Source organism: Zestomonas ipomoeae, from assembly GCF_057128665.1.
In genome coordinates this window covers 395291-416185 of record NZ_JBSKHQ010000002.1, presented here as the reverse complement: position 1 = coordinate 416185, position 20895 = coordinate 395291, and the positions used below count along the sequence as shown (strand labels likewise).

The window sequence follows — 20895 nt, the reverse complement described above, 5'->3', positions numbered from 1 at the left end:
GCTACGACCGGTACGCGGCAGGCAGTCGGTAGGAGCGGGCCAGGTCCGCGTAAACCAGGCGCCATGCAGGCAACCCCTGCATGGCCGGCGCCTGCCTGCCGGGAGCCGACAGCCATGATGCGCTGGCAGGACGGTTTCAAACTGACCGCCTCGGCGCTCACCAGCCGGCCGCTGCGCAGCCTGCTGACGCTGCTCGGCGTGGCCATCGGCATTGCCGCGGTGGCGTTGCTCACCGCCATCGGCGAGGGCCTGCGCCACTACGTGCTGGACAACTTCTCGCAGTTCGGCACGCGTATCGTCGCCATCCATCCCGGCAAGACCCAGACCGGCGGCATCGGCGGCATTCTCAGCAGCGTGCGCCCGCTGACCGTGCGCGACGGCGAGGCGTTGCGCGGGCTTGCCCATGTCGAGGCGGTGGTGCCGATCATCCAGGGGGCTGGTGAAATCCAGTACGGGGCCCTGGCGCGGCGCAGCGACGTGATCGGTGGCGGCTATCAGTTGGCCGAGGCCTGGCGCTTCGAACTGGCCCTCGGGCAGTTCCTGCCGCCGGATCGCGACGGCCGCTCACCGCCCTACGTGGTGCTCGGCCACAAGCTGCGCCAGGAGCTGTTCGGCACCGCCAATCCACTGGGCGAGCGGGTGCGGGTCGGCGGGATGCGCTTCCGGGTGATCGGCGTGATGGCGGAGAAGGGCCAACTGCTCGGCTTCGATCTGGACGATATCGCCTACATCCCGGTGGACTGGGCGCAGACCCTGTTCAACCGCGAGGGGCTGATGGAAATCGACGTGATCTTCAACGCCGGCACCCACTCCGCGCGGCTGGCCGAGCGCATCCGCCAGACCCTGATCGAACGCCACGGCGAGGAAGACTTCAGCCTGACCACCCAGGACGACATGCTGGCCAGCCTCGACCGCATCCTCGGCACCCTGACCGTCGCCATCGGCGCGCTCGGCGGGGTGTCGCTGCTGGTGGGGGCGGTGGGCATCCTCACCATCATGACCACCACGGTGGGCGAGCGCACGGCGGAGATCGGCCTGTTGCGCGCCCTCGGTGCCAGTTCGCGGCAGGTGCTCGGGCTGTTCCTCGCCGAGGCCACCTTGCTGTCCCTGGCTGGCGGCCTGCTCGGTCTGGCGCTGATGGGCCTGCTGCTGATCGCACTGCACCTGGCCGCGCCAGCGCTGCCGCTGGCCCTGCAGCCGCTGTTCCTGCTGCTGGCGCTGCTGCTCGCCGGGCTCATCGGCATGCTCGCCGGCATCGCGCCGGCGCGCCGTGCCGCGCGGTTGCACCCGGTCGACGCCTTGCGCAGCGAGTAGCGCGTCGCCGCGACTATTGCTCAACGGGGTCGGATCGCTCCGGCCAGTCGCCACGGTACTGCTGGGTCGGCGGCTCCTGTGCGTCGCGTTGCGAACCGGCGGCGGCCGGTTGCCGCTGGAGCATGCGCGAGAATGCCTCGCTTTCGTCGCCAGGCATCTCCTCGGATGGCTCCAGGTGCTGGTACAGCGGGGTCTGGTCGAAACCGTCTTCGGCCATGGCGAAGGGGCTCAGGGCGGCCAGCAGCAAGCATCTCGATAGCGTCTTCATCGTCGATCCCTCCTCAAGTGACGTCGTACTGCCGTGTCACCGAAAAGTGTAGTGCGCGCGCCCCTGCACCCGGCTTCCGGGTGACCGGAGGCCGAAAATTTTTCAGTTTGAAATCAATCGGTTGGACAGCGAAACGCGTATTTCCGCCCAATGGTCGTGGCGTCTTGCGTCGAGCGAAGCCCGCTTGGGGCGCACGGGCGCGCCCCAAGCGCAGCGCGGCTCAGTGGCCGTAGACCTCGTTCGGCAGCCAGGTAATCAGCTGTGGCCAGAGATAGGCCACCACCAGCATGATCAGTTGGATGACGATGAACGGCAGCACGCCCTTGTACATCACGCTGGTCGGCACCGAATCGGGCGTTACCCCGCGCAGGTAGAACAGCGAGAAGCCAAAGGGCGGGGTAAGGAACGAGGTCTGCAGGTTCAGCGCGATCATCACGCCCAGCCATACCGGGTCCAGGCCCATGGCCAGCAGCACCGGGCCGACGATGGGCACCACCACGAAGGTGATCTCGATGAAGTCGAGGATGAAGCCGAGCAGGAAGATCACCAGCATCACCATGAAGAAGGCGCCGAGCACGCCACCGGGCAGGTGGGCGAAGGCGTCCTCGATCAGGATTTCGCCGCCGAAGCCGCGGAACACCAGGGAGAACAGCGAGGCGCCGATCAGGATCAGGAACACCATCGAGGTGATCTCGGTGGTGCCGTAGGCGACGTCGCGTAGCTGGGCGAACTTCAGCTGGCCCTTGAGCAGGGCCAGCACGGTGGCGCCGAGCGCACCGATGGCGGCGGCCTCGGTGGGCGTGGCGTAGCCGGCGAGGATCGAGCCGAGCACCGCGGCGATCAACACCAGCGGCGGCAGCAGCGCGGCGAACAGCTTGCCCCACTCGATCGGCCCCAGTTCCTCCTGCGGCAGTGCCGGCAGTTTCTTCGGCTGCATCACCGCGACGAAGATCAGGTAGAGAATGTACAGGCCCACCAGCAGCAGGCCCGGCAACAGCGCCCCGACGAACAGGTCGCCGACCGAGACGGTCTTGGGCGAGAAGATGCCGAGCTTCAGCTGGGCCTGCTGGTAGGCGCTGGACATCACGTCGCCGAGCAGCACCAGGATGATCGACGGCGGGATGATTTGCCCGAGCGTACCGGTGGCCGCCAGGGTGCCGGTGGCCACCGCCGGGTCGTAGCCGCGGCGCAGCATGGTCGGCAGGGCCAGCAGGCCCATGGTCACCACGGTGGCGCCGACGATGCCGGTGCTGGCGGCGAGCAGCGCGCCGACCAAGCACACGGAGATCGCCAGGCCGCCGCGCAGGGTACCGAACAGGCGCGACATGGATTCCAGCAGGTCTTCGGCGACCCGCGACTTTTCCAGCATCACCCCCATGAACACGAACAGCGGCACGGCCAGCATGGTCTGGTTGTTCATGATGCCGAACAGCCGGTTGGGCAGGGCATGCAAGAAGCTGGGGTCGAAGGTGCCGGTGAGAATGCCGAGGCCGGCGAAGGCCAGGGCCATGCCGCCGAGGGTGAAGGCCACCGGGTAACCGGCCATCAGCGCCAGGCAGATGCAGACGAACAGCAGGATCGCCATCAACTCAGCCATGCTTCACCTCCGCCGACAGGCGCCCGGTGACCAGGTAGCCGCCCTTGATCAGGTCGGCCAGGCTTTGCAGCAACAGGCTGGCGACCAGCAGCAGGATGATGCTCTTCTGCACGTAGACGAAGGCCAGGCCGCCGGACTCGCTGGATTTCTCCAGGGTCGACCAGGAGGCGCTGACGTAGTCCCAGCTGTTCCAGCCGAGGAACAGGCACACCGGAATGAGGAACAGCAGGTTGCCGAGCATGTCGACCAGTGCCTGCCGCCGGCCGGAGAACTTCTGGTAGAAGATGTCCACGCGCACATGGGCGCCGCGTTGCAGGGTCCAGGCGGCGGCGCCCATGAACACCAGGGCATGGGCGTACATCACCCCTTCCTGCAGGGCGGTGGCACCGATGCCGAAGCCGTAGCGCAGCACCACCACCACGGCGGTGCCGAGCACCATGAACAGGGTCAACCAGGCGCAGGCCTGGCCGAGTACGCTATTGATCTTGTCGAACAGGCGCGCAGCGCCTAGCAGAGGAGGGGCCTTGGCGGACATCGTGGGTCCTTATCGTTATTGGTGAGGGGACACGCAGGCCCCCGATTTTAGGCAGGCGGCGGCGGGTGCAGCAATCGACCTACGACTTTAGTCTCAGCGGCTAGGCTTGAGGGGCACGCCACCCTATGTTACTCAGGCCCGGTCCAGCTTCGACGAAAACCGTGGTCAGACCATCGACCGCGGTCGCTACGTACAACCGCTAACAACAACAAGGAGTACACCATGAAACGTCGTGAGATTCTCGCCGCCGCGGGCGTGGGGCTGGCAGCCACCGCGCTGGCCGGCTGCCAAAAGCAAACCGACGTTGCCTGCGAACAGCAGAGCAGCGGCCCGACCTTCACCTGGAAGATGGTCACCTCCTGGCCGAAGAACTTCCCCGGTGTCGGCGTCGGCGCCGAGCGTTTCGCCAAGCTGGTCGACGAGATGAGCAGCGGCCGCCTGAAGATCAAGGTCTACGCTGCTGGCGAACTGGTGCCGGCCCTGGAAGTGTTCGACGCGGTATCCCGCGGCACCGCCGAAATGGGCCATGGCGCGCCCTACTACTGGAAGGGCAAGGTGCCCGCCGCGCAGTTCTTCTGCGCCCTGCCGTTCGGCCCCAATGCCCAGGAAATGAACGCCTGGCTGCACAAGGGCGGCGGCCTGCAGCTGTGGGAAGAGGTGTACAAGCCGTTCGGCGTGCTGCCGATGGCCTGCGGCGCCACCGGCGTGCAGACCGCCGGCTGGTTCAACAAGGAAATCACCTCGGTCGATGACTTCAAGGGCCTGAAGATGCGCACCCCGGGCCTCGGCGGCGAAGTGCTGACCAAGATGGGCGGCACCGTGGTCAACATGCCCGCCGGCGAGATCTTCACCGCGCTGCAGACCGGCGCCATCGACGCTACCGAGTGGATCGGCCCATACAACGACCTCGCCCTCGGCCTGCACAAGGCGGCCAAGTACTACTACACCCCGGGCTGGCAGGAGCCCAACGTCACCTTCGAGCTGGACGTCAACCTCAAGGCCTGGGAAAGCCTGCCGGCCGACCTGCAGGCGATCGTTCGCGCCGCCGCCCGCGACGTCAACGGCGACATGCTCGACGACTACAACGCACGCAACATGGAAGCGCTGGAGCAGCTCAAGGCCGAAGGTGTCGAGGTCCGCCGGCTGCCCGACGAGGTGCTCGCCAAGCTCAAGGAGGTCGCCGCCGAGGTGGTCGACGCCAGCGCCGCCGCCGATCCGGTGGCGAGCAAGGTGTGGGAGCAGCAGAAGGCCTATATGGCGCGTCTGTTCGCCTACGCGGAAGTTTCCGAGAAGGACATCTACAACATCCGCGGCTGACGCTGCGGGGCTCCGAGGAATGCCGGCAACTGCCGGCATTCTGCTTTCCGGGCACCTGAAATGCGCAATCCGGGTTAACCGACGGCGCTTAAGGTCGACTTACGCCGTGGCGACCGCCGCGGCGCGAACAGGGAGTCATCCATGAAAGCCGCCACTCGCCAACGCTACGCCGTCGCCTTGCAGCAGGTCCTCGACTGGCTGCTGGCGCACCTCGACGAGCCGGTGGATTTCTATCGCCTGGCCGACGAGGCCTGCCTTTCGCCGTTCCACTTCCACCGCGTATACCGCGGCCTGACCGGCGAAACCCCGCAGGACACCCAGCGGCGCATGCGCCTGCACCGGGCCGCGGTGGCCTTGTGCGGTTCCTCGCAGAGCATCGCCCGGTTGGCCCGCGAGGCCGGCTACGGCAGCGTTCAGGCCTTCAGCCGTGCGTTCCGCGAGGCCTATGGCGAAGCGCCCACGGCGTACCGGGCGCGCACGCAAGCGGTGGCTCCCCTGATCTTTCCGCCCATTCAGGAGCACACAACCATGTATCAAGTACACATCCGCACCCTCGACGCGCATCCGGTCGCCGCCCTGGCCCATCGCGGCAACTATCAGGATATCGGGGAGACCTTCGAGCGGCTCAATGCCTGGGCCGCCGGCCAGGGATTGCTCGGCCCGCAGAGCCGCTCGTTCGGCATCTACTACGACGACCCGCAGTCGCGGCCGGTGGCGACACTGCGCTCCGAGGCCTGCATCCAGGTACCGGAGGACCTGCCGCTGGAGGCGCCGTTCCGCCGTCTGAAGACACCTGGTGGGCGCTGCGCGGTGCTGGAGTTCGTCGGCCCCTATGCCGAGCTGGACCAGGCCTACCAGTGGCTGTTCAGTCAGTGGTTACCGAACTCCGGCGAGCAGCCCGGTGATGCACCCTGCTTCGAGGAGTACCTGAACGACCCGCGCAGCGTGCCGCCGGCCCAGTTGCGCACGGCGATCTGCATTCCGCTGGCGAGTTGAGCGTCGCCCTGACGGGAGACCGTAGGGCGGCTGGGGTTTCACCCGCCCTACGCCGGAGCGGTGAGAATGCCATCCCTCGCCTTATGTGAGGGCGGTGCTCAGCTGCGCTTCGGTACCGGCCGGGTGCGGCCGCTGCCGTCGATGGCGACGAACACGAACACTGCCTCGGTGACCTTGCGCCATTCGCTGGACAGCGGGTCGTCGCTCCAGACTTCCACCAGCATCTGGATCGAGCTGCGTCCAACCTCCAGGGTCTGGGTATAGAAGGACAGCTGCGCGCCGACCGCCACCGGTACCAGGAAGGCCATGCGGTCGATGGCCACGGTGGCCACCCGGCCGCCGGCGACCTTGCTGGCCATGGCGGTGCCGGCCAGATCCATCTGCGAGACCAGCCAGCCGCCGTAGATATCGCCGAAACCGTTGGTTTCGCGCGGCAGCGCGGTGATCTGCAAAGCCAGATCACCCTGGGGGATCGGGTCGTCCTGTTCTAAATCGTTCATCTGTGGAGGCTCGCGGCGCGGTTGTTGTTGTATGCGCGGGGACCGCTGGGGTGCGGAAGCGGGCAGTATACCGACTGAGCGGTCGGCCGGCGACCATGGCTACTTGCCGTTACGCTTGGCCGTGCGGGTAAACGGGGCGTCGGCAATCATGCCGTCGTCATGCAACTGTCATATTGCTTTCATAGAGTGTTAACGCGGCCTGCAGATACTTGGGCCCGTTCCATCCAACACGAACCTGCTAGGGAGCAAGGTATGAAATTCAAGCGTTTGATGGCGGCCCTGACTGTTGTCGCCGCTGGCGTGAGTGCCGCCAACGCGGTTGCCGCTGTCGATCCGGCTCTGCCGACCTATGAAAAGACCTCCGGCGTGTCGGGTAACCTGTCCAGCGTTGGCTCCGATACCCTGGCCAACCTGATGACCATGTGGGCGGAAAACTACAAGAAGCTCTACCCCAACGTGAACATCCAGATCCAGGCTGCCGGTTCCTCCACCGCGCCGCCGGCGCTGACCGAGGGGACCTCCAACCTCGGCCCGATGAGCCGCGCCATGAAGGATGCCGAACTGCAGTCCTTCGAAGAAAAATACGGCTACAAGCCGACCCAGATTCCGGTGGCCATCGATGCCCTGGCCGTGTTCGTGCACAAGGACAACCCGATCCAGAGCCTGACCATGGAGCAGGTCGACGGCATCTTCTCCGCCAACCGTCTGTGCGGCGGCAGCGATGTGAAGACCTGGGGCGACGTCGGCCTGACTGGCGACTGGGCTGCCAAGCCGGTGCAACTGTTCGGCCGCAACTCGGTATCCGGCACCTACGGCTACTTCAAGGAAGAAGCCCTGTGCAAGGGTGACTTCAAGGCCAACGTCAACGAGCAGCCGGGTTCGGCCTCGGTGGTGCAGTCGGTCTCCAGCACCCTGAACGGCATCGGCTACTCCGGCATCGGCTACAAGACTTCCAGCGTGCGCGCCGTGCCGCTGGTGGACAAGAAGGGCGTCGCCGAGGAGGCCAACGAGGCTAACGCGGTCGCCGGCAAGTACCCGCTGTCGCGCTACCTCTACATCTATGTGAACAAGGCGCCGAACAAGCCGCTGGACCCGCTGGAAGCCGAGTTCGTCAAGCTGGTGCTGTCCAAGCAAGGCCAGGAAGTGGTGGTGAAGGATGGCTACATCCCGCTGCCGAGCAAGGTGGTCGAGAAGACCATGAAGGACCTGGGCCTGTAACACGCCCCCTCGGCACGGACGCTGAGTCAGCCGCGCCCGCCCCTGTCCCAGGGGTGGGCGTTGGCGCGTCACCACGCTGTAATCTTTCTGTCACACAAGCCCTTTAGGGTGTGCGCATGAATAATCTGGCTAATGACTCCATGACCGCCTCACAGACCCCGCATCGGCTGGATTTCCATACTCCAGCGCTACGGCGCAAGCGTCGCCTGCGCGCCCTCAAGGACCGCCTTGCGCGGTGGTACGTGTCCATCGGCGGCCTGGCCGTGCTTGGCGCCATTACCCTGATCTTCTTCTACCTCGGCTATGTCGTGCTGCCGATGTTCCAGGGCGCGGAAATCACCCCGCGCAAAGCGCAGCAGCCGGCCTGGCTGGCCGAGCAGGCGGCCCCGCTGCGGCTGGCCATCGAGGAGCAGAACAAGGTCGCGATGCGCCTGGATGCCAATGGCCAGGTGCAATTCTTCGATCTCAAGAGCGGCGAGCTGCGCCAGCAACTGGCTCTGCCGCTGCCGGCCGACAGCCGCATCGTCTCCATCGGCGAGGACAGCCCCGGTAGCCGCCGGCTGGTGCTCGGCCTGTCCAACGGGCAGGTGCTGGTGGTCCAGCACGACTACAAGGTCAGCTATCCGAACAACCAGAAGACCATTCGCGCGCAACTGAGCTATCCGTTTGGCGAGGCGCCGATCACGCTCGATCCGCAGCAGCGTCCGCTGGACCAGGTGGTGCTGAACTACTTCGGCTCCACCCTGATGCTCGCCGGTGCCACCGGCAACGAGTTGCAGGTGCTGGCTCTCAGCCGCGAAGAAAACATGATGACCGGCGAGGTCAGCCTGGAGGAGCAGCGGCTGAATCTGCCGCCGGTCGCCGGTCCGGTCCGCGCGCTGGTGATCGATCCGCGCCAGCTGTGGCTGCACGTGATCAGCGGTGCCGCCACCGCCGACGTATTCGACCTGCGCAGCAAGACGCTCAACGGTCACTACAAGCTGCTCAAGGGGGCCGCCACGGTCACCACCGTGACCCCGCTGCTCGGTGGCATCTCGCTGATGATCGGCGACTCCACCGGCGGCATCCACCAGTGGTTCATGGTGCGCGACGAGGACGGCAAGTCCGAGCTCACGTCGATTCGCGACTTCCGCCTGGGCACCGAGCCGATCACCCAGATCCTGCCCGAGGAGCGGCGCAAGGGCTTCCTCGCCCTGGACGCCGCCGGCAACCTGGGCATCTTCCACAGCACCGCGCACCGCACCCTGCTCACCGAGCGGATCGCCGATGGCGCCGCCGTCGGTGCCCTGTCGCCGCGTGCCAACCAGTTGCTGGTGGAGTCCGGCGGGCAGCTGCGCCGGGTCAGCATCGACAACCCGCACCCGGAAGTCTCCTGGAGCGCGCTGTGGGGCAAGGTCTGGTACGAAAGCTACGACGAGCCGAAATACGTCTGGCAGTCGACCTCGGCCAACTCCGACTTCGAACCCAAGCTGAGCCTGTCGCCGCTGGCCTTCGGCACGCTCAAGGCGGCGTTCTACGCCATGCTGCTGGCCGCCCCGCTGGCCATCGCCGCGGCGATCTACACCGCCTACTTCATGGCCCCGGCGATGCGCCGCAAGGTCAAGCCGGTGATCGAGCTGATGGAGGCGCTGCCGACGGTGATCCTCGGCTTCTTCGCCGGTCTGTTCCTGGCCCCCTACGTGGAAGGCCACCTGCCGGGCATCTTCAGCCTGCTGCTGTTCACCCCGTTGGGCATCCTGCTCGCCGCCTACGCCTGGAGCCGGCTGCCGGAGAGCATTCGCCTGCGGGTGCCGGATGGCTGGGAGGCGGCGCTGCTGATTCCGGTGATTCTCGGGGTCGGCGCGCTGTCGCTGGGCATGAGCGGGCATCTGGAGAACTGGCTGTTCGACGGCAACATGCGCCAGTGGCTGTCCAACGACCTGGGCATTCCGTTCGACCAGCGCAACGCCCTGGTGGTCGGCCTGGCGATGGGCTTCGCGGTGATCCCGAACATCTATTCGATCGCCGAGGACGCCGTGTTCAGCGTGCCCAAGAGCCTCACCTTCGGCTCCCTGGCCCTCGGCGCGACCCCTTGGCAGACCTTGACTCGGGTGGTCATCCTCACCGCCAGCCCGGGCATCTTCTCGGCGCTGATGATCGGCATGGGCCGCGCGGTCGGCGAAACCATGATCGTGCTGATGGCCACCGGCAACACGCCGATCATGGACGTGAACATCTTCGAGGGCCTGCGCACCCTGTCGGCCAACGTGGCGGTGGAAATGCCCGAGTCCGAGGTTGGCAGCACCCATTACCGCGTGCTGTTCCTCGCCGCGCTGGTGTTGCTGTCCTTCACCTTCGTGATGAATACGCTGGCGGAGCTGATTCGCCAGCGCCTGCGCGGCAAGTACGCGTCGCTCTGAGGCTTGGAAAGGTAGATGTCCGTGAAGCAGAAAAACCTGAAAACCTGGTTCAAGAGCGGCGCGCCCTGGGTCTGGATGACCGGCGGCGGCGTCTCCATCGCGGTAATCATGACCCTCGGCCTGCTGGCGGTGATCGCTGTGCGCGGCCTCGGGCACTTCTGGCCGGCGGATATCCTCGAAGCCGATTACCGCGTGCCGGGCAGCGAGGCCAAGGTGGTCGCCGGCGAAGTGGTGCAGAGCGAGGAGGTGCCGCGTGCGCGCCTGGCCGCCGCCGGGCTGCCGGTGGATACCCAGGGCGGCGAGTTCATGACCCGCGAACTGCTCAAGGTCGGTAACCGCGATGTATTCGGCGCCGATTTCACCTGGGTGGTCGGCGAATGGCTGAGCGCGCCGCGCCATCCCGACGAGCTGATGGCCGTCGAGCGCCGCGAGTGGGGCAACCTCTACGGTCGCCTGGTGGACGTCAAGGAAAACGGCCAGGTGGTCGCCGCGGGCGATGCCGCCTGGGCCGAGCTGCAGCAGCGCCTGCAGCGGGTCGATGAGCTGTACGGGCGCATCGAGCGGCTGGAGCGCAAGGATATCGGCCGCATCAACCACGGCCTCGAGCGCTTGCGCCTGAAGACCCGCAAGCTGGAGCTGCAGGGCGAGCTGGATGCCGTGGCCCAGACCGAGCTGGATGCCGAACGCGCCCAATGGGACGCCGAGTACAAGGTGCTGGAAGCCCAGCTGACCGACCTGCACCGCGAATACCAGCGCGACAGCATGACCGTACGGGTCAGCGACGGGCGCGAGCTGGACGTCAACCTGGGCAAGGTGGTGCGGGCCTACCGGCCGAATGCCATGGGGCTGACCGACAAGTTCGGGTTCTATTTCGCCAAGCTGTGGGAATTCGTCAGCGACGAACCGCGCGAGGCGAACACCGAGGGCGGTATCTTCCCGGCGATCTTCGGCACAGTGCTGATGACCCTGATCATGGCGGTGATCGTTACCCCGTTCGGTGTGATCGCCGCGGTCTACCTGCGCGAATACGCCAAGCAGGGCCTGCTCACCCGCATCATCCGCATCGCCGTGAACAACCTCGCCGGGGTGCCGTCGATCGTCTATGGCGTGTTCGGCCTGGGCTTCTTCGTCTACGTGCTGGGCGGCTCGCTGGACCGGCTGTTCTTCCCCGAGGCCGCACCGGCGCCGACCTTTGGCACGCCGGGACTGATGTGGGCCTCGCTGACCCTGGCGATCCTCACCCTGCCGGTGGTGATCGTCGCCACCGAGGAAGGCCTGGCGCGCATTCCGCGGGCGGTGCGCGAGGGCTCCCTGGCGCTCGGCGCGACCAAGGCCGAGACGCTGTGGAAGGTGGTCATTCCGATGGCCAGCCCGGCGATGATGACCGGGCTGATCCTGGCCGTGGCGCGTGCCGCCGGCGAGGTGGCACCGCTGATGCTGGTGGGCGTGGTGAAGCTGGCGCCGAGCCTGCCGTTGAACGCCAACTACCCGTACCTGCACCTCGACCAGAAGATCATGCACCTCGGCTTCCATATCTACGACGTCGGCTTCCAGAGCCCCAACGTCGAGGCCGCGCGGCCGCTGGTGTACGCCACCGCGTTGCTGCTGGTCGTGGTGATCGCCCTGTTGAACATGAGCGCGGTGTATATCCGCAACCACCTGCGCGAGAAGTACAAGGCGCTGGAACACTAATCCCGGCTGGCAGCACCGGGCGAGAGCGCCCGCGCTGCAAGCTCCACGCGTGAACGGAGTGAGTTTATGCAACGCGAATCCCACAGCCATGGCATCGACCTCGCCGCCCTGGGGCGTAGCAAGCAGGGCTTGAGCCTGGCTGAAGAGTCCACCGCCATCGAAGTGCCGGGGCTGAACCTGTTCTACGGCGACAAGCAGGCGCTCCACGACGTGCGCCTGAACATCCCGCACAAGCGCGTCACCGCGTTCATCGGACCGAGCGGTTGCGGCAAGTCTACCCTGCTGCGCTGCTTCAACCGCATGAACGATCTGGTCGACGGTTGCCGCGTGGAAGGTGCCATCAACCTCGACGGCAAGAACATCTATCGCAAGGGCGAAGATGTTGCTGAACTGCGGCGCCGCGTCGGCATGGTGTTCCAGAAGCCCAACCCGTTCCCCAAGACCATCTACGAAAACGTGGTCTACGGCCTGCGCATCCAGGGCATCAACCAGAAGCGCGTGCTCGACGAGGCGGTGGAATGGGCGCTGAAGGGCGCCGCGCTGTGGGACGAGGTCAAGGACCGCCTGCACGACTCGGCGCTGGGGCTCTCCGGCGGCCAGCAACAGCGGCTGATCATCGCCCGTACCATCGCCGTGCAGCCGGAGGTGCTGTTGCTCGACGAACCCTGCTCGGCGCTGGACCCGATCTCGACGCTGAAGGTCGAGGAGCTGATCTACGAGCTGAAGACCAAGTACACCATCGTCATCGTCACCCACAACATGCAGCAGGCCGCGCGGGTGTCCGACTACACCGCGTTCATGTACATGGGCAAACTGATCGAATACGGCGACACCGACACCCTGTTCACCAACCCGGCGAAGAAGCAGACCGAGGACTACATCACCGGTCGTTACGGTTAACCCAGGACAGTCCCCTCTCCCCTTGGGAGAGGGTCAGGGTGAGGGGTTCCCTCGCCTGAACGCGGCCTGCCCCACGCCTCTTAGCGGGTGTGAGAGGAAAGATGCAAACCCCGGCTCAGGACTCTTACATGATCAACAAAGACAGCCTCACCCATCACATCTCCCAGCAGTTCAACGCCGAACTCGAAGAAGTCCGCAGCCATCTGCTGGCGATGGGCGGCCTGGTCGAGAAGCAGGTCAACGACGCGGTGACCGCGCTGATCGATGCCGACTCCGGCCTGGCCCAGCAGGTGCGCGAGATCGACGACCAGATCAACCAGATGGAGCGCAACATCGACGAGGAATGCGTGCGCATCCTCGCCCGGCGCCAGCCGGCGGCCTCCGACCTGCGCCTGATCATCAGCATCTCCAAGTCGGTGATCGATCTCGAACGCATCGGTGACGAGGCGAGCAAGATCGCCCGGCGAGCCATCCAGCTGTGCGAGGAGGGCGAGGCCCCCCGCGGCTACGTCGAGGTGCGCCACATCGGCGACCAGGTGCGCAGGATGGTGCAGGAGGCGCTGGATGCCTTCGCCCGCTTCGACGCCGAGCTGGCGCTGTCGGTGGCACAGTACGACAAGACCGTCGACCGCGAGTACAAGACCGCGCTGCGCGAGCTGGTCACCTACATGATGGAAGATCCGCGCTCGATTTCCCGCGTGCTCAACGTGATCTGGGCCCTGCGCTCGCTGGAGCGCATCGGCGACCACGCGCGCAACATCGCCGAGCTGGTGATTTACCTGGTGCGCGGTACCGACGTACGCCACCTGGGCCTGGCGCGCATGCAGGAAGAAGTGCAGGGCAGCAAGGAATAGCGGCTGCCGGCGCCGTCCGCCGCTCCGTTTTGTCGGGGCTGCGCCTTTGCGGCTATGCTTAAGCCCATTCTGCAGGAGTGGCCGATGAGCAAAGTCAGCGTGCTGGTGGTGGACGATGCGTCCTTTATTCGAGATCTGGTGAAGAAAGGCTTGCGCGACCACTTTCCCGGCATCCACATCGACGAGGCGGTGAACGGACGCAAGGCCCAGCAGTTCCTCAGTCGTCATCCGGCCGACCTGATCCTCTGCGATTGGGAAATGCCCGAGATGTCGGGGCTGGAACTGCTCAACTGGTGCCGCGAAAACGAAGAGCTGAAAACCACACCGTTCATCATGGTCACCAGTCGCGGCGACAAGGACAACGTGGTCCAGGCCATCCAGGCCGGGGTTTCCGACTTCATCGGCAAGCCCTTCTCCAACGACCAACTGGTCACCAAGGTCAAGAAGGCCCTGCACCGTGCCGGCAAGCTCGAAGCCCTGAATGCCAGCGCACGTGCCAAGCCGACCACGGCGTTCTCCAACGACTCCCTGGCGGCGCTGACCGGCGGCCGCGCCGAAGTCATCCAGCCCGCCGCCGCTGCCATTCCGGCGGCGGCGCCTCGCCCGGCCGTGCCGCGCGCCTCGTCCAAGCCGGCAGCCCAGGCGCCCGGCGGCCGCGGTCAGGGGCAACTGCGCCTGCCGTCCGGCAACCAGGCGTGTGTGATCAAGGCCCTGAGCCTCAAGGAGGCGCTGCTGGTGGTCAAGCGCACGGAAAGCCTGCCGCAAGTACTGGAGAGCGCGGTGCTCGACCTGGAACAGGGCGAGGGCGGCGAAGTGGCACGCCTGAACGGCTACCTGCACGCGGTGGCGGCGCTGGAGCCGAAGCCGGACAGCGAGTGGCTGCAGCTGACCTTTCGCTTCGTCGACCGCGATCCGCAGAAGCTCGACTACCTGTCCCGGCTGATCGCCCGCGGTTCGGCGCAGAAGCACTTCGTGCCCGGCGCCTGACGTGGCGCGACTGTGCCGTCCGTCCAGAAGTTCCCCGATGCGCCGCGAGCTTCGTCACAGCCCGACGGCTGGTGCCTCGCGAGGTGCCGGTCCCGCTGCTAGTCTTACCGACCCGGACTCCAATAAGTATTAGCTCCGAGATTCGTATGCTAGGGCGCCTGTTTCTTCTCTGCAGTCTGTCGGCCTTCGCCGTTCCCGGCATGGCCCTGACCATCTACAAGTACACCGATGCCAACGGTGTGGTCACCTATAGCGACCAGGCGGCGCCCGGTGCGCAGGTATTCGTCTTCCGCGACCGCATGGTCGAACGCCTGGACAGCCAGGTGAAGCTGGAGACCAAGAAGCACGAGGCGGGCGAGACCCTGCTGGTACGCAACGACCTCTACTCGCCGGTGGAAGTGGAACTGAGTCTGAAGAAGGTGGAAAACGCCGTCGGCGCGCCGGACAAGCCGTTGCGCTGGGTATTGCCGCCACGCAGCAAGATCCGCCTGGTCACCCTGGCGCCGCGCGATGCCGACAAACCCATGCGCTACACGCCGAAGCTGCGCTACGCCATGGGCGATCCGCGCCTGCAGCCGTCGATCCACCGTTATCCGCTGCCCTGGCGCGGCGGTCCGTTCCGCCTGACCCAGGGCGCCAATGGCAAATACAGCCACTTCACGCCCAAAGGCCGCTACGCCATGGACATCGCCATGCCCGAAGGCACGCCGATCGTCGCCGCGCGTGGCGGTGTGGTGGTCAAAATCGAGAACAACCAGAGCGGCCGCGGTAACAACCCGTCCGGCAACTACGTGCGCATCCTGCACGACGACGGCACCATGGGCGTCTACCTGCACCTGATGCGCGGCTCGGTCGTCGTGCGCGAGGGGCAGCGGGTCGAAACCCGGACCCTCATCGCCCGCTCCGGCAACACTGGCAACAGCACCGGCCCGCACCTGCACTTCGTGGTGCAGCGTAACGTCGGCCTGGCCCTCGAATCGATCCCCTTCAAGTTCGCCCGCCCGGTGGACAGCCTGCCGAACTTCGCTGTAGGTGGGGAATAGAGGCGGCTACGGGCTACGAGCGGCAAGCCAGTCGGTGCCGCCCATAGTTGCGTTCAATCGAGCTTCAGCACCTTGGCCAGCACGATCTTCGGGCCCTTCATCTTCTTCACGATGATGCGCAGGCCGTCCACCTGCAGGGCCTCTTCCTCTTCCGGCACGCGCTTGAGCGTCTCGTAGACCAGCCCGGCCAGCGTCTCGGCCTCCACGTCCTGCAGGTTCAGCCCCAGCAGGCGCTCGACCTTGAACAGCGGGGTATCGCCGCGCACCAGCAGCTTGCCGGGCTGGTAGGCGAGGATGCCGCGCTCGGCCTTGTGGTGCTCGTCCTGGATATCGCCCACCAGTACTTCCAGCACGTCCTCCATGGTCAGGTAGCCCACCACCTTGTGGTCGGCTTCTTCCACCAGGGCGAAGTGCGCGCCGCCCTGGCGGAACTGTTCCAGCAGGCTGGACAGCGGCATGTGCTTGGACACGCGCTCCAGCGGACGCAGCAGGTCGCTGAGGGCGAAGCTCTCGGCCAGGCTGTCGAGGCCGGCGAGGGCGAGCAGCAGGTCCTTGATGTGCAGCAGCCCGACGAACTCGCCCTGCTCGGGATCGAACACCGGGTAGCGGCTGTACTTGTGGCGACGGATCACCGAGAGGATCTCCGACAGCGGCGCATCCAGCGGCAGGTGCACCAGATCCTCGCGGGAGTTGGCCCAGTCCACCACCTCCAGTTCGCCCAGCTCCACCGCCGAGGCCAGCACGCGCATGTCCTGGTCGCCGGGGTCGCGGGCGCGGCTGGAGTGCAGGATCAGCTTCAGCTCGTCGCGGCTGTAGTGGTGCTCGTGATGCGGCCCCGGCTCGCCCTGGCCGGCGATCCGCAGAATGCCGTTGGCGCTGGCATTGAGCAGCCAGATCGCCGGGTACATGGCCCAGTAGAACCCGTACAGCGGCACCGCCGTCCATAGCGACAGCGTTTCCGGCTTGCGGATCGCCCAGGACTTGGGCGCCAGTTCGCCGACCACGATGTGCAGGTAGGAAATGATGAAGAACGCGCAGAAGAAGGCGATGCCATGCACCACCGCCGGCGATGCGATGCCGGCCATGGTCAGCAGCGGTTCGAGCAAATGAGCGAAGGCCGGTTCGCCCACCCAGCCGAGGCCGAGGGAGGCGAGGGTGATGCCCAGCTGGCAGGCCGACAGGTAGGCATCCAGCTGGTTGTGCACGGTGCGCAGGATGTGCCCGCGCCAGCCATGGCGCTCGGCGATGGCTTCGACGCGGGTGGCGCGCAGCTTGACCATGGCGAACTCGGCGGCGACGAAGAAGCCGTTGAGCAAGACCAGGAGCCCGGCGAAGAGAATGAGTCCGAAATCGGCGAAGTAGGTGCTGGCGGCGTAACTGGGGGAAGGGTCCATGGAGGGTTCGATGGCTGAATGACCGCTAAAGGGTGGCGGCTGTCGGTCGGCTTTGCAAGCCCGCCGCGGACCGTGCGCGACAGGCTGGGATCTGCCGCGTGCCGCTGCCACCCGTCGACGACCGGCGCCGCGGCGAGCGGGCCATCAGCGGCGGGCCACCTGGGCGTTGGCAAAGTGGCAGGTGAACGTGCTGCCCTTGCCGATGCTGCTACTGATGTCGAGGCGGCCGCGATGGCGCAGCAGCACGTGCTTGACGATCGCCAGGCCGAGGCCGGTGCCGCCGGTCTGGCTGGCGCGGCTGGAATCGACCCGGTAGAAGCGCTCGGTCAGGCGCGGCAGATGCTTGGCCTCGATGCCGACGCCGGTGTCCTGCACCGCCAGGTGCGCGCCCTGCTCGTCGCCCCACCAGCGGATCTGGATCTCGCCCTCGGCCGGAGTGTACTTCACTGCGTTGAACACCAGGTTGGAGAAGGCGCTGCGCAGCTCCGCCTCGCTGCCCTTGAGGCGCAGGTGCGGGTCGGCCTGCAGGCTGATGCGATGCTGGCGCTCGCCGGACAGGGCCTGGGCGTCGTTCTTGATCGACAAGAGCAACAGGTCCACCGCCACCGGCTGGTTGTCCGAGGGGTAGTCGGTGGCCTCCAGCTTGGCCAGCAGCAGCAGGTCGTTGAGCAGGTTCTGCATGCGTCCGCCCTGCTGCTGCATCTGCTGCAGCGCGCGCAGCCAGCGCGGATTCACGTTCTCGACATTGTCGGCGAGGGTTTCCAGGTAGCCGGTGATCACCGTGAGCGGCGTGCGCAGCTCGTGGGACACGTTGGCGACGAAGTCCTTGCGCATCTGCTCCAGTTGGTGGATGCGCGTCACGTCGCGCACCAGCATCAGGTGCTCGCGATTGCCGTAGCGGGTGATCTGGAACTGCAGGCGCAGTCGGTCGTTGACCGGCGAGGGCAGCTCCAGCGGCTCGTGGTAGGCGCCCTTGTCGAAGTATTCCTTGAAGCGTGGATGGCGCACCAGGTTGCTCACCGGCTGGCCGCTGTCCTGCGGCGTCTTCAGGCCGAGCAGGCGTTCGGCGGCGCGGTTCCACCATTCCAGGTTGCCGTCGCTGTCGAGCATGATCACCGCGTCGCGCAAGGCGGCGGTGGACTCCTGCACGCGATCGATCACCGCCTGCAGGCGGCCGCGGGCGCGCTGGTCGCGGCGCTGCAGGTGATAGATGCTGTCGAACACCTCGCCCCACAGGCCGTAGCCTTCCGGCGGTGCTTCCTCCGACTTGTGCTCGCGCAGCCACTTGTGCAGCCGCAGCAGCTGCATCTGGTTCCACACCAGGTAGCCACCCAGGCCAAGCAACAGGGCCCACGCGTACTCGCCGGTGACCAGGCCGAGCAGGCCGCAGCCGGCCAACAGCAACAGCAGGCGGCGCACCATGGCACCACGCCAGTTTTGATTCACGGCCGAGTCAGTCCTTTTCGGTGCCCGCTGGGCGCCGCTTAGCTTTTGGTGGAGAAACGATAGCCGGTGCCGCGTACCGTCTGCACCAGGTTTTCGTAGGCATCGCCGAGAGCCTTGCGCAGCCGGCGGATGTGCACGTCGACGGTGCGCTCCTCGACGTAGACGTTGCCGCCCCAGACCTGGTCGAGCAACTGGCCGCGGGTGTAGGCGCGCTCCTGGTGGGTCATGAAGAACTGCAGCAGGCGGTACTCGGTGGGGCCCATCTCGGCCGGCTTGCCGTCGATGGTGACGCGGTGGCTGATGGGGTCGAGCAGCAGGCCACCGACTTCGATCGGCGTTTCGCCGTCGCTGGGCGCGGCGCGGCGCAGCACGGCTTTCAACCGGGCCACCAGCTCGCGTGGGGAGAACGGCTTGGTGATGTAGTCGTCGGCGCCGACCTCCAGGCCCTGGATCTTGTTGTCCTCTTCACCCTTGGCGGTGAGCATGATGATCGGGATGTTGCCGGTCAGCTCGTCGCGCTTCAGCCGGCGTGCCAGCTCGATACCGGAGGTGCCGGGCAGCATCCAGTCGAGCAGGATCAGGTCCGGCTTGCGGTCGACGATGATGGCGTGGGCCTGCTGGGTGTTCTCCGCTTCCAGGCACTCGTAGCCGGCCATTTCCAGGGCCACGGCGATCATTTCGCGAATCGGCGCCTCGTCATCGACGATCAAGATGTTCTTGCCAACCATGGTCGAGCCTCGGGTCGTTCAAATCATGCGTCCGCATTAGATAACGGAATTATTGCAGGCATGTGACAGGACGAAGCCGGCGCCCAGACGAGCCGCTGCTTTGCGGGCAGCCGCACAGGACGCAGGTTCAGGCCAGCGCGTAGTCCAGCGCCAGGCCGAGGAAGATCGCCAGCCCGGCCCAGTGGTTGTGCAGGAAGGCGTTGAAGCAGGCCATCGGCTTGCGGTTGCGGGTCTTGCGGTATTCCCAGGCGAAGCAGGCGGCGGCGCCGAGCAGGCCGAGATGGAACCAGACGCCCAGTTCGAAGCGGCTGCCGGCCAGCAGCAGGCAGAGCAGGGCCAGGCCCTGCAGGGTGGCGATGATCAGGCGGTCGGCGTCGCCGAACAGGATGGCGGTGGATTTGACGCCGATCTTCAGGTCGTCCTCGCGGTCGGCCATGGCGTAATAGGTGTCGTAGGCCACCGTCCACAGCAGGTTGGCGATGTACAGCAGCCAGGCTTCGGCCGGCAGGTTGCCGGTCTCGGCGGTGAACGCCATGGGCATGCCCCAGGAGAAGGCCGCGCCGAGTACCACCTGAGGGTAGAAGGTGTAGCGCTTCATGAAGGGGTAGGTGGCGGCCAGGGCCAGGCCGCCGAAGGACAGCCAGATGGTGGTGGCATTGGTCAGCAGCACCAGGCCGAAGCTCAGGGCCACCAGCACGGCGAACAGGATCAGCGCCTCGCGCGGCTTGACCCGTCCGCTGGCCAGCGGACGCGCGCGGGTACGGCTGACGTGGCCATCGAAATGGCGGTCGGCGTAGTCGTTGATCACGCAGCCGGCCGAGCGCATCAGGATCACGCCGAACACGAAGACGAACAGGTTCAACGCGCTCGGCACACCCTTGGCGGCCACCCACAGCGCCCACAGGGTCGGCCACAGCAGCAGGTAGATACCGATCGGCTTGTCCAGCCGGGTCAGTTGCACGAAGTCCCAGGCGCGCGGGTGCAGGCGGTTCAGCGATTTCAGCAGGCGGGTGTACATCGGGCGGCTCTCCATGCGGATGACGCGCATTATACGAACAAGCGGGAACGAGCTGGTCGCGCCTCAGGCTTCGACGCCGGCCTGTCGCCACAGTGCCGGCAGGAACACCTCGGCCACCAGCACACCCAGGTCACCCCGGCGGAAACACGAACGCCGCGCCCACAGGCGCTCGGCGCGGACCTGCTCAGGCAGCCAGGCGGCAGGATAGCGGGTCGCCTCGATGGGACCGCGGCGAAACGCCGCGTCGCTGAACAGCAGTTCGCCGAGGGAGCGGCTGCCCAGCTCGTCCAGTGCCAGCCCGGAGCCTTCCAGAGCCGTGCGGGCGGCCACGCTGCGGGCGAATACCCAGGGCTCGCCGTGGCCGCGCAGGTACACCTCGCGCACCCAGCCCTGGCTGCCGGCCGGCACCCCCAGGGCAGCGCATTCGTCGGCACGCAACACCTGCCAGCCTTCTTCCCGCGGGGTGACGCTGAAACCGTCGTTGGAAAGGGCGACCAGGCGGCGGGTCAGCGACTCCTCGTTGAACAGCCAGGCGCGCACGCCGGTCGATGGCGCGGGGTGCAACTGCGCGCTGCTGAACCAGCGGGGTGGATGGGCAAGGACGGCGTGGGGCACGGTGACGGGCTTTGGCGGCGATCGGCTCGGGCCGGCGAGCTTAGCATGTTTGCCTGGGCCCGGCCGAAGGTCGG

General features: G+C 66.4%; 19 protein-coding genes. 10 read left to right on the top strand and 9 right to left on the bottom strand.

All coding sequences use genetic code 11. From position 1 onward, the window contains the following. Nucleotides 1-117: 117 nt before the first annotated feature. Nucleotides 118-1314 (top strand): ABC transporter permease, encoded by a 1197-nt coding sequence (locus tag ACWKV7_RS05575; protein ID WP_483856680.1) that lies wholly within the window; start codon nt 118-120, stop codon nt 1312-1314. A 13-nt stretch (nt 1315-1327) separates the two neighbouring features. On the opposite strand, the gene ACWKV7_RS05570 is transcribed toward ACWKV7_RS05575, so the two are convergent. The 3 genes from ACWKV7_RS05570 to ACWKV7_RS05560 all read right to left on the bottom strand — a co-directional run bounded on the left by ACWKV7_RS05570 (nt 1328) and on the right by ACWKV7_RS05560 (nt 3714). Further along, complete coding sequence (locus tag ACWKV7_RS05570) at nt 1328-1582, bottom strand: hypothetical protein (RefSeq protein WP_483856654.1); 255 nt, start codon at nt 1580-1582, stop codon at nt 1328-1330. 220 nt (nt 1583-1802) lie between these two features. Further along, nucleotides 1803-3179, bottom strand: coding sequence for a TRAP transporter large permease (locus tag ACWKV7_RS05565; RefSeq protein ID WP_483856653.1), 1377 nt, complete (start codon nt 3177-3179; stop codon nt 1803-1805). After that, complete coding sequence (locus tag ACWKV7_RS05560) at nt 3172-3714, bottom strand: TRAP transporter small permease subunit (protein WP_483856652.1); 543 nt, start codon at nt 3712-3714, stop codon at nt 3172-3174. The genes ACWKV7_RS05565 and ACWKV7_RS05560 overlap by 8 nt, the downstream gene beginning before the upstream one ends. 222 nt (nt 3715-3936) lie before the next feature. Here ACWKV7_RS05560 and ACWKV7_RS05555 point away from each other — a divergent pair, with 222 nt between their 5' ends. Together ACWKV7_RS05555 and ACWKV7_RS05550 are read left to right on the top strand one after the other, a co-directional pair. Next, a complete protein-coding gene (locus ACWKV7_RS05555; protein ID WP_483856651.1) occupies nt 3937-5031 on the top strand; it encodes a TRAP transporter substrate-binding protein in 1095 nt (364 codons plus the stop codon). Nucleotides 5032-5172: 141 nt separating this feature from the next. Then, nucleotides 5173-6027, top strand: a complete 855-nt coding sequence (locus ACWKV7_RS05550; protein WP_483856650.1) for an AraC family transcriptional regulator — start codon at nt 5173-5175, stop codon at nt 6025-6027. A 98-nt stretch (nt 6028-6125) separates the two neighbouring features. Here ACWKV7_RS05550 and ACWKV7_RS05545 read toward each other — a convergent pair whose 3' ends face one another. Further along, the gene (locus ACWKV7_RS05545; protein ID WP_483856649.1) at nt 6126-6527 is read right to left on the bottom strand and encodes an acyl-CoA thioesterase; all 402 of its coding nucleotides are present in this window, start codon (nt 6525-6527) and stop codon (nt 6126-6128) included. A 252-nt stretch (nt 6528-6779) separates the two neighbouring features. Here ACWKV7_RS05545 and ACWKV7_RS05540 point away from each other — a divergent pair, with 252 nt between their 5' ends. The 7 genes from ACWKV7_RS05540 (at nt 6780) to ACWKV7_RS05510 (ending at nt 15620) form a co-directional block, all read left to right on the top strand. Further along, a complete protein-coding gene (locus ACWKV7_RS05540; RefSeq protein ID WP_483856648.1) occupies nt 6780-7745 on the top strand; it encodes a PstS family phosphate ABC transporter substrate-binding protein in 966 nt (321 codons plus the stop codon). 116 nt (nt 7746-7861) lie between these two features. Next, complete coding sequence (locus ACWKV7_RS05535; protein ID WP_483856647.1) at nt 7862-10144, top strand: ABC transporter permease subunit; 2283 nt, start codon at nt 7862-7864, stop codon at nt 10142-10144. 21 nt (nt 10145-10165) lie between these two features. After that, the gene (gene pstA / locus ACWKV7_RS05530) at nt 10166-11836 is read left to right on the top strand and encodes a phosphate ABC transporter permease PstA (protein ID WP_487249194.1); all 1671 of its coding nucleotides are present in this window, start codon (nt 10166-10168) and stop codon (nt 11834-11836) included. A gap of 66 nt (nt 11837-11902) precedes the next feature. After that, complete coding sequence (gene pstB / locus ACWKV7_RS05525; RefSeq protein ID WP_483856645.1) at nt 11903-12736, top strand: phosphate ABC transporter ATP-binding protein PstB; 834 nt, start codon at nt 11903-11905, stop codon at nt 12734-12736. A 128-nt stretch (nt 12737-12864) separates the two neighbouring features. Beyond that, nucleotides 12865-13590: a phosphate signaling complex protein PhoU gene (gene phoU, locus ACWKV7_RS05520; RefSeq protein WP_483856644.1), complete on the top strand. Its 726-nt coding sequence runs from the start codon at nt 12865-12867 to the stop codon at nt 13588-13590. An 84-nt stretch (nt 13591-13674) separates the two neighbouring features. Further along, on the top strand, nt 13675-14577 hold the full coding sequence (locus tag ACWKV7_RS05515; RefSeq protein WP_483856643.1) for a response regulator: 903 nt from the start codon (nt 13675-13677) through the stop codon (nt 14575-14577). Between the two features lie 146 nt (nt 14578-14723). Next, on the top strand, nt 14724-15620 hold the full coding sequence (locus ACWKV7_RS05510; protein WP_483856642.1) for a peptidoglycan DD-metalloendopeptidase family protein: 897 nt from the start codon (nt 14724-14726) through the stop codon (nt 15618-15620). Between the two features lie 53 nt (nt 15621-15673). Here the strand turns inward: ACWKV7_RS05510 and ACWKV7_RS05505 are convergent, their stop codons facing one another. From ACWKV7_RS05505 to ACWKV7_RS05485, 5 genes are all read right to left on the bottom strand, one after another. After that, complete coding sequence (locus ACWKV7_RS05505) at nt 15674-17014, bottom strand: hemolysin family protein (protein WP_483856641.1); 1341 nt, start codon at nt 17012-17014, stop codon at nt 15674-15676. A gap of 144 nt (nt 17015-17158) precedes the next feature. Beyond that, nucleotides 17159-18436 carry a phosphate regulon sensor histidine kinase PhoR gene (phoR, locus tag ACWKV7_RS05500; RefSeq protein WP_483856679.1) on the bottom strand — a complete coding sequence of 426 codons (1278 nt, stop codon included), beginning with the start codon at nt 18434-18436 and terminating at the stop codon, nt 17159-17161. A gap of 62 nt (nt 18437-18498) precedes the next feature. Next, nucleotides 18499-19188 (bottom strand): phosphate regulon transcriptional regulator PhoB, encoded by a 690-nt coding sequence (gene phoB / locus ACWKV7_RS05495; RefSeq protein ID WP_483856640.1) that lies wholly within the window; start codon nt 19186-19188, stop codon nt 18499-18501. A gap of 127 nt (nt 19189-19315) precedes the next feature. Then, on the bottom strand, nt 19316-20206 hold the full coding sequence (ubiA, locus tag ACWKV7_RS05490) for a 4-hydroxybenzoate octaprenyltransferase (RefSeq protein WP_483856639.1): 891 nt from the start codon (nt 20204-20206) through the stop codon (nt 19316-19318). 63 nt (nt 20207-20269) lie between these two features. Beyond that, nucleotides 20270-20821, bottom strand: coding sequence for a chorismate--pyruvate lyase family protein (locus ACWKV7_RS05485; protein ID WP_483856638.1), 552 nt, complete (start codon nt 20819-20821; stop codon nt 20270-20272). Nucleotides 20822-20895: the final 74 nt, after the last annotated feature.

Excerpts from the sequence above, each read along its gene's own strand:
- ACWKV7_RS05575 (WP_483856680.1), top strand. The coding sequence starts at position 118 with ATGCGCTGGCAGGACGGTTTCAAACTGACCGCCTCGGCGCTCACCAGC.
- ACWKV7_RS05570 (WP_483856654.1), bottom strand. The coding sequence starts at position 1,582 with ATGAAGACGCTATCGAGATGCTTGCTGCTGGCCGCCCTGAGCCCCTTC.
- ACWKV7_RS05565 (WP_483856653.1), bottom strand. The coding sequence starts at position 3,179 with ATGGCTGAGTTGATGGCGATCCTGCTGTTCGTCTGCATCTGCCTGGCG.
- ACWKV7_RS05560 (WP_483856652.1), bottom strand. The coding sequence starts at position 3,714 with ATGTCCGCCAAGGCCCCTCCTCTGCTAGGCGCTGCGCGCCTGTTCGAC.
- ACWKV7_RS05555 (WP_483856651.1), top strand. The coding sequence starts at position 3,937 with ATGAAACGTCGTGAGATTCTCGCCGCCGCGGGCGTGGGGCTGGCAGCC.
- ACWKV7_RS05550 (WP_483856650.1), top strand. The coding sequence starts at position 5,173 with ATGAAAGCCGCCACTCGCCAACGCTACGCCGTCGCCTTGCAGCAGGTC.
- ACWKV7_RS05545 (WP_483856649.1), bottom strand. The coding sequence starts at position 6,527 with ATGAACGATTTAGAACAGGACGACCCGATCCCCCAGGGTGATCTGGCT.
- ACWKV7_RS05540 (WP_483856648.1), top strand. The coding sequence starts at position 6,780 with ATGAAATTCAAGCGTTTGATGGCGGCCCTGACTGTTGTCGCCGCTGGC.
- ACWKV7_RS05535 (WP_483856647.1), top strand. The coding sequence starts at position 7,862 with ATGAATAATCTGGCTAATGACTCCATGACCGCCTCACAGACCCCGCAT.
- pstB (WP_483856645.1), top strand. The coding sequence starts at position 11,903 with ATGCAACGCGAATCCCACAGCCATGGCATCGACCTCGCCGCCCTGGGG.
- phoU (WP_483856644.1), top strand. The coding sequence starts at position 12,865 with ATGATCAACAAAGACAGCCTCACCCATCACATCTCCCAGCAGTTCAAC.
- ACWKV7_RS05515 (WP_483856643.1), top strand. The coding sequence starts at position 13,675 with ATGAGCAAAGTCAGCGTGCTGGTGGTGGACGATGCGTCCTTTATTCGA.
- ACWKV7_RS05510 (WP_483856642.1), top strand. The coding sequence starts at position 14,724 with ATGCTAGGGCGCCTGTTTCTTCTCTGCAGTCTGTCGGCCTTCGCCGTT.
- ACWKV7_RS05505 (WP_483856641.1), bottom strand. The coding sequence starts at position 17,014 with ATGGACCCTTCCCCCAGTTACGCCGCCAGCACCTACTTCGCCGATTTC.
- phoR (WP_483856679.1), bottom strand. The coding sequence starts at position 18,436 with ATGGTGCGCCGCCTGCTGTTGCTGTTGGCCGGCTGCGGCCTGCTCGGC.
- phoB (WP_483856640.1), bottom strand. The coding sequence starts at position 19,188 with ATGGTTGGCAAGAACATCTTGATCGTCGATGACGAGGCGCCGATTCGC.
- ubiA (WP_483856639.1), bottom strand. The coding sequence starts at position 20,206 with ATGTACACCCGCCTGCTGAAATCGCTGAACCGCCTGCACCCGCGCGCC.